The 11,145-nt window shown below is 67.6% G+C and carries 12 protein-coding genes; 1 reads left to right on the top strand and 11 read right to left on the bottom strand.

From position 1 onward, the window contains the following. Positions 1–60 precede the first annotated feature (60 nt). Positions 61–930 carry a hypothetical protein gene (locus ACFW16_RS05775; protein ID WP_380302741.1) on the bottom strand — a complete coding sequence of 290 codons (870 nt, stop codon included), beginning with the start codon at positions 928–930 and terminating at the stop codon, positions 61–63. A gap of 455 nt (positions 931–1,385) precedes the next feature. Between ACFW16_RS05775 and ACFW16_RS05770 the strand changes: the two genes are divergently transcribed. Then, positions 1,386–1,562, top strand: a complete 177-nt coding sequence (locus tag ACFW16_RS05770; protein WP_380302739.1) for a hypothetical protein — start codon at positions 1,386–1,388, stop codon at positions 1,560–1,562. A gap of 237 nt (positions 1,563–1,799) precedes the next feature. Here the strand turns inward: ACFW16_RS05770 and ACFW16_RS05765 are convergent, their stop codons facing one another. The 10 genes from ACFW16_RS05765 to nuoN form a co-directional block, all read right to left on the bottom strand. Further along, complete coding sequence (locus ACFW16_RS05765; RefSeq protein ID WP_380302737.1) at positions 1,800–2,174, bottom strand: DUF4087 domain-containing protein; 375 nt, start codon at positions 2,172–2,174, stop codon at positions 1,800–1,802. 14 nt (positions 2,175–2,188) lie between these two features. Beyond that, positions 2,189–3,346, bottom strand: a complete 1,158-nt coding sequence (locus ACFW16_RS05760) for an MFS transporter (RefSeq protein WP_380302735.1) — start codon at positions 3,344–3,346, stop codon at positions 2,189–2,191. Positions 3,347–3,386: 40 nt separating this feature from the next. Continuing rightward, a complete protein-coding gene (locus ACFW16_RS05755; protein ID WP_380302734.1) occupies positions 3,387–4,745 on the bottom strand; it encodes an HdeD family acid-resistance protein in 1,359 nt (452 codons plus the stop codon). A gap of 218 nt (positions 4,746–4,963) precedes the next feature. Then, entirely contained in the window at positions 4,964–5,563 is a 600-nt protein-coding gene (locus ACFW16_RS05750; protein WP_380302733.1) for a DNA-3-methyladenine glycosylase I, read from the bottom strand. Continuing rightward, positions 5,542–5,808 carry a DUF1467 family protein gene (locus ACFW16_RS05745; RefSeq protein WP_380302731.1) on the bottom strand — a complete coding sequence of 89 codons (267 nt, stop codon included), beginning with the start codon at positions 5,806–5,808 and terminating at the stop codon, positions 5,542–5,544. Before ACFW16_RS05745 ends, ACFW16_RS05750 begins: the two co-directional genes overlap by 22 nt. A 73-nt stretch (positions 5,809–5,881) precedes the next feature. After that, entirely contained in the window at positions 5,882–6,286 is a 405-nt protein-coding gene (mce, locus tag ACFW16_RS05740; protein WP_380302729.1) for a methylmalonyl-CoA epimerase, read from the bottom strand. A 141-nt stretch (positions 6,287–6,427) separates the two neighbouring features. Continuing rightward, entirely contained in the window at positions 6,428–8,110 is a 1,683-nt protein-coding gene (locus tag ACFW16_RS05735; RefSeq protein WP_380302727.1) for a ribonuclease J, read from the bottom strand. Then, positions 8,107–8,892: a type III pantothenate kinase gene (locus ACFW16_RS05730; protein ID WP_380302725.1), complete on the bottom strand. Its 786-nt coding sequence runs from the start codon at positions 8,890–8,892 to the stop codon at positions 8,107–8,109. The genes ACFW16_RS05735 and ACFW16_RS05730 overlap by 4 nt, the downstream gene beginning before the upstream one ends. 1 nt (position 8,893) lies before the next feature. Then, positions 8,894–9,652, bottom strand: a complete 759-nt coding sequence (locus tag ACFW16_RS05725) for a biotin--[acetyl-CoA-carboxylase] ligase (protein WP_380302723.1) — start codon at positions 9,650–9,652, stop codon at positions 8,894–8,896. Further along, positions 9,652–11,127, bottom strand: a complete 1,476-nt coding sequence (nuoN, locus tag ACFW16_RS05720) for an NADH-quinone oxidoreductase subunit NuoN (RefSeq protein WP_380302721.1) — start codon at positions 11,125–11,127, stop codon at positions 9,652–9,654. Before nuoN ends, ACFW16_RS05725 begins: the two co-directional genes overlap by 1 nt. Positions 11,128–11,145: the final 18 nt, after the last annotated feature.

The following is an 11,145-nucleotide window of genomic DNA, read 5'->3' as shown; positions in this document are numbered from 1 at the left end:
CCCGGCTGAAGGTCCGGCTCTCCCGCTTGGACATCGGTTCTCCTTCTCAGAGAACTGTCCCTATTTTCCCTGTCTCACCAGCGGGGTCCACTCCACCAGCGCCGTGGCCCAGAAAAGGGCGACTTGGCCCCCTTTTCGAAGGCGGTCGTCGGGATCCAGGTCCGGATATCCCCCGGGCCCGGTGAAATCGCTTGAATATGACCAGGGGGTGGCGAGGAGGAAGCTCAAGGTAAAGGTGGTGGCCCCCGCCGCAAATGTCGCGACCTTTCCCCAACCGGTCGGCTCGACGCCGGCAAGCTGCGGTACCTTGATCGTCTTGAATCTCTTCAAGACTTCAAGGAAGGTTGCAAAGAAAGCGGCACCTGCCATCTGCGTAGAGAGGCCGGCAGCGACACCGTAGCCTTTCGCGAACCCCACGGCACCAAGCATGGAGAAAGCATAGATAAGGTCTCCGATGGTCGCATCCCAGTTCTCGTCTTTGGCGTTGAAGGCAGCCGAGGTAAGCAGGATGAGGGAGCTGACGGCCTGACCCGTGTAATAGACGCCCTCGGCAAGCCCGGTACGCTCGTCAGGCTGGCCGAGCTTCAGCGACTGAGCGGTTCCAGATTGGACACCTGTCCGGAAACCAAACCCCAGGACGCCGATCAGACCCATCGTCTTGGCAATGGCCCAGAAGTTGAGCCCCCAGCGTATGGCGGCATTCTTGTCGGAAGGTCTCGCGCCGATCTCGTTGATGATTTGCCGGACAGCTGCCTGGACTGCGTCGAGGTCCGGAGCGGGCTGTGCCGGATCGTCCGAGTCAGTCCGAGTGCCCATGAAAGCTACGAAGTCGCGATCTTTGAAGACGGCGTCCACCTTCCGGGCCAGTTCGAGGTCGCGGTTGAGCAACTCGGTGACTGCCTCTGTCACCTCCGCTCCGGACGGCAGCATCTCGATCCACTCGCCCCCCGGAGCGGGCTGCGGCGATGCCGCGGTGATGGCCCCCTCCTGATTTCCACTGCCGCTGTTCCCCGCCCGGGACGATGCGGGGAAGTTGCCACTGGCGTGAGACCCCGTCAGGGCATCGACCCAGCTGGTAAATCTCGGTTGGTTCGCCAGGTCGGCGTCACCGCTCCGGCCTCCGTTCCCTCGTCCGGTCCCTGGTGCATCCGTCATCGGCCTGTCCTCCGTTGCTGTGCCCTGAGAGCCAATTGTGAATCCGTGTGGAATAACTGAAGGAATGATTGAACGAACCTGCCCGCGCGGGATGTGAGAGGCGGTGACGGGGAGGCCGCCCGGCAGGGATGATGGTGTTTGTGAGCAGCCCCGAGACCAGAATGAGTGAGCGGAAGCGGCCGAGATCGCCAGCCCCGGTTTTGGTATGGTTCAATGCGCGACCGGAATGAATGACCTTCGTGGTCTGCGCCGCGGCGATGCCGCTGACATGCTCAATCGCCCACGGAATAGCCTTCGGCTTCATCACCTATGTGGGCGTTAAAGCACTCGCCGGACGCGTGTGGGACATCCATCCGGCAGTGGCGATTCTGGCGATTTTGTTTGTGTGCAAATTCGCCCTGATCTGACCGCATGGGGGGCATGCGATTCTGCGTGACAGCCGCGTTGATCCTCGCTAAGGTCCGCCTCGCCTAAACAATAAGATCGACAAAGGCAGGCTCGAGTTTAGGGAGGAAACTGTCGGGAGTGCCGGCAGGACTAAAGTCCGCTGGACACAACTAAAAAGACAGGTTTTCGACCGGCAGGCGCTTCGGCCCTGCCGTTTTTTTGTGCATGGATACAAACATTGCAGAGGCCGGCCGTCATCAGTCCGGCTTCGGCAGCGCCTTGTCGCCCCGGCAGCGCGACAACGGCAGGATCTGGCCCGAGATCACCTTGGTGATCCTCCGCGCCTTGGCATCGGCATCGACGGTCAGGCAGGCGCAGCCATAGCCATGACCCGACCCGGGCACATTGGTTTCGACGAACTGACGGTCGTCGAAGGCGGGGACGTTGTCGACGCCGGCCGCATCCGGACCGTTCGCCTGCCCTTGCGAGGTGATCCACCAATCCCCCTGCCTGTCGGTGAGCAGGAGGTCGCCAGGGGTCGGGTTGGCCAGCCAGCCGCAGCGGCGCTCCGCGGCGGCCGCGGACAGCGAGCAGAGGATGAGGCAGAGGCAGAGACCGAGCAGACGACGCATGGGATTCTCCTCGTTCAAGCCCGGCTTCGGGCGGCTTTGACGTAACCGGCAAAGGCGAGGCAGATCAGGGCGACGAAGATCGGCAGGCCGTGCGGCACGGCCTCCATGGCCAGACCGGCCAGGGCGGGGCCGAGCAGCGCCCCCAGCCCCCAGGCCAGCGACATCAGGGCATAGATCGCGACCAGGTCGCTGCCCTGGAAGCGGCTGCCCACCACCGTCAGCATGATCGTGTAGATGCCGACGAACACGCCGCCCCAGAGGAAGATCAGCGGATAGGCGAGCCACGGAGTGCCGATGACGAAGGGCCAGACCAGCGCGCCGCCCCCGGACAGCAGGCTCAGGATCAGCACGAGGCGCTGCCTGTCCATGCGGTCGCCGAGCCAGCCGATCGGCAGCTGCAGCAGGATCGCGCCGATCATCAGCGTGGTCACCAGGAGCGTCGCCGCCCCCTCGCCCCAGCCCAGGCCGATGGCGTACAGCGCCACGAAGGACAGGCCCGCGGTTTCGACCGCGGCATTGAGCGCAGTGCTGCCGATGGCAATCGGCGCGAGCCGGAGATACCGCGTCAGGCGACCCGTGCTCGGTTCCTCGAAACCCGGCGCATCGACCCTGAACGCGGCCATCACCAGCAGCGCCAGGACCGCGATCGCGCTGCCGGCCAGGAACGGCGGCGCGCCGTCGGAGCCGAGGGTGGCGAGGATCACCGGGCCGAGGGCGAAGCCGAGGGACAGGGAGGCCGTGTAGACGGCCATGGTCCGGGCCCGGCTGCGCTCGTCGCTCAGCTGGTTCAGCCAGGTCTCCGACATCACGAACAGGATCTCGGACGCCACCCCGAGGCAGAAGCGGAGGGGGAACCAGAGCCAGATGGCCGGCGCCAACGGAAACAGGGCCAGGGCAGCCGCCGCCCCGGCCAGGGCGAACAGGACGAGCCGGCGAGCGCCCCAGCGCCGGGCGAGACGCGGCAGGGCCGGCGCGACCGCCAGCACCCCGACGGCATGCAGGGCGGCGTTGAGGCCGATGACCGTCTCCTCATAGCCACGCTCCGTCAGCTGCAGGGCGATCAGCGGCGCCGCCAGGCCGTAGGTCAGGCCGAAGATCGTCGCGGTGGCCACGACCACCGCCCGGCCGGCAACCCGCCGGCGCGGCTGCAGGCCGACCTCGGCGTCGGTCATCGCCGTCCCACCGCGTCGATAATCACGGGGCACATCCGCCTCAGCCCTCGAGATCGGCCGGGCCGGCATCGGCACGGGACCGGCTTGCCTTGGGGTGCCTCGGCCAGAGACGGCGAGACAGATGCCGCGATGCCCGTCCGAGAACCTGCCAGGGCGCCGGCGGCGGGTGCACGATGCCGTTCAGCGCCCGCGCATAGTCGAGCACCAAGCCCGGCGTCCAGGCCATCGTCTCGGCCCGCCTGCGGAGCTGGCTCGCGATCCAGAGCTCGGAGCTGACAATCATGCGCAGAACGGCCATCCGGCTCCGGCGGCGGCCCAGCACCCCCTCCAGCGCGACCTCCAGGGCATGGGCCACGGTGCTGGAGCAGTTGCGGTTGGTGAGGTTGTAGGTGTTGTCCCGGCTGTAGCCGTCCCAGAAGGCGCGCAGCCTGGCCGGGTCGTAGTCGCGGAACACGACCTTGGTATTGGACTCGCACCAGCCGGCCGCTTCCTCGGCATAGCTCGGCTGGAAGCGGCCGGGGACATCGTTCTCCGCCGTCGCCCGCAGAATGCGCCCGAACTCGTCGGGCGAATGGTCGATCTCCACCGCCGGGTAGTGGCTGATATAGAGGTCGGGCGGCATCTCCAGGGCGGAGTGGCCGGTGGAGATGACGCCCTTCCCGTCGACCGCCGCGATGTAGCGGTCGATGATCGGCCGATGGATCGGTTCCTTGGCCGAGCCGAAGGGCGTCCAGACATGGACGATCAAGGGCCCTGTCGGCTCGACAGAGTCATGGCCGGGATCGGCGGCCGGCACCGCGATCCCGACGCCGCCCCGGGTCAGCAGCTGCGGCAGCAGCACATGCTCCGGCAGGCGGCGCATCCGCAGCGCCAGCCGGAGGATGGCCCAGGCGGAGAGCATCAGGGCAATGCTGACGCAAAGCTCCACGGTGCCGGCATACCAGGTGGGCCAGGGTTCGAGGACGAAGACGGCCAGGAGCAGCTCCACCACCGCCGCCGCGATGACCAGGCGCCATCCGGGGAAGCGGACGACGATCGCGGAGGCGATCCGCAGGCCCGCATCCAGGACCAGGCCGAGGCCGAACAGCATCGCAAGTATGATGTTGCTGGCGCGATGCGTGTCGAGGATCAGCAGCGAGATGACGACGAGCGAGAGGCCGCGGACGAGGCGAAGCCACTTCTGCGCGCCCAAGCCGACCGGCGCCAGCAGCAGGGCGATGGCGGCGTCGACCAGCAGCAGGTAGGCGAAGGTGTGGATCGGGAAATATGGGACGTTGTCCAGGCCGTCGACGAAGATGCCGATGCCAAGTGCGCCCCAGGCAAGGCCGAATGCCGCAAAAGATCGCCAGTGTCGCCGCACGGCATCGGCGCCGAGCAGCAGCAACGCGAGCCGTACCATCAGTCCATTCCGGCTGTGGCAGCAAGGACACTTTCAGATGATCTTAGACACAGCAATCATTCATACAAGCATAATCGATCTGATATTCCAGGATCTCTTGTCGTGTGAAGCGAGAGTGAAGCTGCAGTCCTGCTCGCGCTCAGTCTATATTGAAGTTTAGGCGAATTCGTTGGGAGCGATTGAACGGATACGACAGCAGTGCATTCCGATGTATTCTTTCACGTCCGGGCGGCACCAGACATCTGGAGTCCGCGCCGCCAGGGCGGGTCGAGCTTCAGGATCGTCGCGTAGACCGGGCAGCCGGGGTGGTGGGTGCCGGGCAGGTAGCCGAGGCTCATCAGGAACTCGCCGACGATCTCGCCGCCGGTGAAACGGAAGGTCTTCCTGAACAGCTTCACCCATTCGGCCTTGGTCAGCGGGTGATGGGCGTCGAGCCAGGCGGCGAAGCTGCCGTGGCTCTCCCGGATCGCCTGCAGCCGCCTGGCGTTGTCGATCGCGGCGTCGACCTTCAGCCGGTTGCGGATCACGCCGGGGTCGGCCAGCAGCCGGGCGCGGTCGGCGTCGCCGAACGCCGCGACCTTGTCGATGTCGAAACCGGCATAGGCGCAACGGAAGGTGTCGCGCTTCTTCAGCATCAGGTCCCAGGACAGGCCGGCCTGGTTGATCTCGAGGATCAGCCGCTCGAACAGCACGGCGTCGTCGCGCGCCGGGAAGCCGTATTCGGTGTCGTGATAGGCCTTGTGCAGCGGGTCGCGCTCGGCAAAGGCGCAGTAGGTCTTCGCCGGCGCCGGGCCCGTCACTGCTGCGCTCTCGTCCATGAGTCCGCCCAATCCCGGAAGGAGAACACGTTCTCGGTGATGAGGATGTCGATCACCACCCATAGCACGACGGTGATGGCGGTGGTGATCAGCACCTTGCGCCATATCCGCGGATTGGCCGGCGCCCCGACCTGGTGGCCCGGCTGCGCATCGTCGACCTCGGGCCGCACGCCCCAGGGCAGGACCGCGAAGATCACGGTCCACCAGATGATGACGAAGACGACGATGCCGCTGACCAGACCCATGCGTTCCCTCCCGGAGTGTTCCGCCCTCTTACCCGCCTGACCTGGCGGGCGACATGGGGCGTTTCGTCCTGGCCTAGACCTGCTCGATCTCGGTCAGGGTGCCGGCGAGATCGGCCGGATGCAGGAACAGCACCGGCTTGCCATGGGCGCCGATCTTCGGCTCGCCGTCGCCGAGAACGCGGAGGCCGGCAGCGACCAGGCGGTCCCGCGCGGCCCGGATGTCCTCGACCTCGTAGCAGAGGTGATGGATGCCGCCCTTCGGGTTGCGCTCCAGGAACTTGGCGATCGGCGAGCCCTCGCCCAGCGGGTGCAGGAGCTCGATCTTGGTGTTCGGCAGCACGACGAAGACCGTGGTCACGCCGTGCTCCGGCAGATCGACCGGCGCCGACACCTCGGCCCCCAGCGTCCCTCCATAGAGCGCCACCGCGGCCGGAAGGTCCGGCACGGCGATGGCGACATGGTTGAGCCGGCCGATCATGCTGCGCTCCCTCGTCGGTCCTCTTTTGCTGTCATTGCCGGGCTTGACCCGACAATCCAGAAGATATCGACAGCCTCTGGATGCCCGGGTCAAGCCCGGGCATGACAATGGGGAGAGGCTGGAGACCCCAGCCTCAACTCCTCACAGCCGGACCAGATGCACTTCGGTGACCGGTTTCTTGCCGTGCCAGTTGCGGATCGTGCGCCGCACCGTCACCCGCGCCGCCTCCCCGATCGCGGTGTCGTCGTTGCGCTGGGCCCGCGGCAGGGTCTCGATCGCCGAGCGCACCTCCTCCGCCACCTCGGCCTCGCTGTCAGCCTGGTCCTCGGCGTCCTCGATGCCGAGCAGCGCCACCTTCGGGTCGGCCGCCAGCCTTCCGTCGCGGTCCAGCACCAGGGTCACCACCGCGGCGCCGTTGTGGATGATGCGCTGGCGGTCGCGGATCGCCTCGCCGCCGATCGGCACCAGATGGTGCCCGTCCAGCGCCAGCTTGCCGTGCTCGACATTGTCGACGATCTCCAGCGGCCCCGGCGCCAGGCGGATCAGGGCGCCGTTGCGCGGCACGAGCGTCTGCTTCACCTGCCCGGCCTCGGCCAGCGCCGCATGGGCGCGCATGTGCCGCTCCTCGCCATGCACCGGCACCACCGCCTGCGGCTTCAGCCATTGGTAGAGGGTGGTCAGCTCGTCCCGTGCCGGGTGGCCGGAGCAGTGCACATTGGCGTCGTCCGGCGTGATCAGGGTGATGCCCTGGCCCACCAGCGCGTTCTGCACCCGGCCGATCGCCTTCTCGTTGCCCGGGATCTCGCGGGCCGAGAACACCACCGTGTCGCCGGCCTCGAGCGTGATGTGCGGGTGGCTGTCGCCGGCGATGCGGGACAGCGCCGACCGCGCCTCGCCCTGGCTGCCGGTGCAGATCAGCACGATCTTGTCGCGCGGGATGTAGCCGGCCTGGTCCTCGCGCACGAAGGGCTCCGGCAGGTCGGTCATGTAGCCGGTGCTCTGCGCCGCCTCCATGATCTTCCACAGCGACCGGCCGACCAGGGCGCATTGCCGCCCGGCCTGCCGCGCCGCCAGCGCCACGCTGTGGATGCGCGCGACGTTGGAGGAGAAGCAGGTGACGACGACGCGGTTGCGCTGGGCCGCGATCACCTCGGCCAGCCCCTGGCGCACCTCCTCCTCCGAGCCGGAACGGCCGGGGTTGAGGGCGTTGGTGCTGTCGCCCATCACCGCGACCACGCCCTCGTCGCCGAGCCGGCGCAGCTTCGCCTCGTCGGTCACGGCGCCGATCTGCGGCGCGGGATCCAGCTTCCAGTCGCCGGTGTGGACGACGGCGCCGTGCCTGGTGCGGATCACCAGGGCGTTCGGCTCCGGCACCGAATGGGTCATGGTGATGAAGCCGACGCCGAACGGGCCGATCTCGACGTCGCCGCCCAGCGGCACCTCGATGATCGGCACCTGGTCGGCGAAATCGGTCTCGCGCAGCTTGATCCGCAGCACCGCGGCGGTGAAGGGCGTGGCGTAGATCGGGCAGCGCAGGTCGGGCCACAGATGGGTGATGGCACCGATATGGTCTTCGTGCGCATGGGTGATCACGAGCGCCAGCAGCTTGTCGCGCCGCCGCTCGATGAACACCGGGTCGGGCACGATCAGGTCGACGCCGGGGATCGATTCATCGGCGAAGGTGACCCCGCAATCGACCATCAGCCAGTGGCCCGCATGACCGTAGAGATACAGGTTCATCCCGATCTCGCCGGCGCCGCCGAGCGGCAGGAAGTAAAGGGCGTCGTCGGGGCCGTTGGCGCTGGCCGCGGGAGATGCATTCATGTGGTGGTGTTTCGCTCGTGGATGAGGCGCAGTCCGCGCAGGGTCAGTTCGCTGTCGATGTGGTCGATCATATGGGTCGCCTGGGCGAAAACGCTACCGAGGCCGCCGGTGGTGATCACCGTGACCGGCGGCATGCCGGTCGGCGACAGCTCGGCCTTGATGCGGGTGATCAGGCCTTCGATCATGCTGAGATAGCCCCAGAACATGCCGGATTGCATGGCGCTGATGGTGCCGTAGCCGATCACCTGCTCCGGCCGCACGATCTCGACCTTGGGCAGCTGGGCCGCCACCTTGTGCAGGGCGTCGAGGGCGAGCTGCGGCCCCGGCGCGATGATGCCGCCGACGAAGTCGCCATCGGCGTTGACCACGTCGAAGGTGGTGCCGGTGCCGATGTCGACCACGATCAGCGGCTTGGGATAGGCGGCGCCGGCGGAGACGGCGTTGACCAGCCGGTCGGCGCCGGCCTCGCGCGGGTTCCGCAGCAGGTTCCTGATGCCGAGCTGAACGTCGGGATCGCCGACCCGCATCGGGTCGGTGCCGAAATGGTCGCGGCACAGCTTGGCCAGGTTGAAGGTGGCGGCCGGCACCACGCTGGACAGGATCGAACGGGTGACGTCGACCGGGCGCAGGCCGCGCATCTTCATCAGCGAGACCAGCCAGACGGCGTATTCGTCGGAGGTGCGGCGGCTGTCGGTGGCGATGCGCCACTGGCCCTTCTGCTGGGCGCCGTCGAACACCGCGAAGACGATGTTGGTGTTGCCCGCATCGATGGCGAGAAGCATCTCAGCCCCTCCCGAAAAAGACGTCGCCTGCGGTGATGCTGTGCCGGCCGGTGTCGGTGCGCAAGATCAGAGCGCCGCTGGGGTCGATGTGCTCGAACACGCCTTCCAGCGTCTCGGTCTCCAGCCGCACCTTGATGCGGGCGCCGAGACCGACGGCGCGGCCCAGCCAGGCCGCCCGGGTGGCGTCGAAGCCGTCCGCGCGCCATTCCGCCAGCCGCCGGTCCAGCGCCGCGGCGTAGCGTTCCAGCACCGTCTCGACCGCGGCGTCCCGCGCACCGGCGGCGTGCAGGTCGGTGGCGTGGTAGTCGGCGAGCTGAGGATGATGCGCGATGTTCACGCCGGTGCCGGCGACGATCCAGTCGACGGACCGGTCCGGCGCCACCGCGGCCTCCAGCAGGATGCCGGCCAGCTTGTCGCCGGCGATCTGCAGGTCATTGGGCCATTTCAGCTTCGGCTCGACCCCGAAGCTCGCGACCGCGTCCGCCAGGGCGACCCCGACCACGAAGGTCAGCTCCCCGGCCCGGGCGAAGGGAATGTCCGGCCGCAGGATGGCCGAGCAGGCGAGGTTGCCTTCCGGAGAGGACCAGGCGCGGCCGCGGCGGCCCCGGGCCGCGTCCTGCCGCCGGGCCCAGACGATGGTGCCGTGCGCGGCGCCCGCCACGGCGAGCGCCCGCGCCTCGTCATTGGTGCTGCCGACGCGGTCGCGCGCGTCGAGCCGCCAGCCCGGTGGCAGTGCGATGGAAGGCAGGGCGTCGGGCATCAGCCCCCGAACAGGCTGGCCGCGGCCGCCTGGGCTGCCCCGGTCAGCGGCGCCGGCAGCAGCCAGAACACGACGATGAACAGGGTCGACACCGCCAGGATCGCCGGGATCGCGGCACCCTCCGGCTTGTCGAAGGCGACCTTCGGCTCGTCGAAATACATCACCCGGATGATCTTCAGGTAGTAGACCGCCGACACCACGCTCGCCAGCACGCCGATCACCGCGAGGATGATGAAGCCGGTGGTGCCCTGCTCGATCACCGCCTTGAACACGTAGAGCTTGGCGAAGAAGCCGGCCAGCGGCGGGATGCCGGCCATCGAGAACATCATGACCACCAGGGCGAAGGCCAGACCCGGGCTGGTCTTGCCGAGGCCGGCAAGATCCTGGATCCCCTCGACCTGCTTGCCGTTGATCCGCATCGACAGGATCACGGCGAAGGCGCCGAGGCTCATGGGGATGTAGACCGCCATGTAGACGATCACCCCGGTGATGCCCTGCTGGGTGCCGGCGGCGAGGCCCAGGAGGGCGAAGCCGACGTGGCCGATCGAGGAATAGGCCATCAGCCGCTTGATGTTGGTCTGCGCGATCGCGGCGAAGGCGCCGAGGATCATCGACAGGGCGGAGGCAACAACGATGATCTGCTGCCACTGGCCGGTCAGCTGGCCGAAGGGCTCGACCAGAACGCGGACGAACAGCGCCATGGCCGCCACCTTCGGGGCCACCGCGAAGAAGGCGGTGACCGGGGTCGGCGCGCCTTCGTAGACGTCGGGCGTCCACATGTGGAAGGGCACGGCCGACACCTTGAAGGCCAGGGCGGCGCAGACGAAGACCAGGCCGATGATGACGCCCATCGATGAGCCGCCGAGCACGCCGCCCGACGCGCCCTGGCCGGACAGGGCCTGGGCCAGCGCATCGAACCCGGTGGTGCCGAGGAAGCCGTAGATCAGCGAGGCGCCGTACAGCAACAGGCCCGAGGACAGCGCGCCGAGCACGAAGTACTTGAGGCCGGCCTCGCTCGACCGCTCCGAATCCCGGTTGAAGGCGGCGACGACGTAGAGCGACAGGCTCTGCAGCTCGAGACCGAGATAGAGCGAGATCAGGTTGTTGGCGCTGATCATCAGCAGCATGCCGACGGTCGCCAGCACGAACAGCACCGGATACTCGAAGCGCGACATGCCCTCATGCTCGAGGTAGTCGAGCGACATGATCAGCGCCAGCGCCGAGCCGATCAGCACCAGGATCTTCATGAACACGGCGAAGCCGTCGGCGACGAACATGCCGCCGAAGGTCACGACCCGCCCGTCCGGCCCCATCAGCAGGAGGGCGCCGGTGATGAGGAAGGACAGCACCGCCAGAGAGGCGACGATCCGGGTCGATTTCTCGCCCAGGAAGACGCCGATCAGCAGCAGCGCCATGCCGGCGCAGGCCAGGAAGATCTCCGGCAGGGCCGGCATCAGATCGGGAAGAGACACCATGACGATCGGATCCCCGGA

Source organism: Inquilinus sp. NPDC058860 (assembly GCF_042743185.1).
GTDB lineage: Bacteria > Pseudomonadota > Alphaproteobacteria > DSM-16000 > Inquilinaceae > Inquilinus.
Note: the sequence above shows the minus strand (reverse complement) of the source record. Positions and strands in the feature narration are given on the sequence as shown.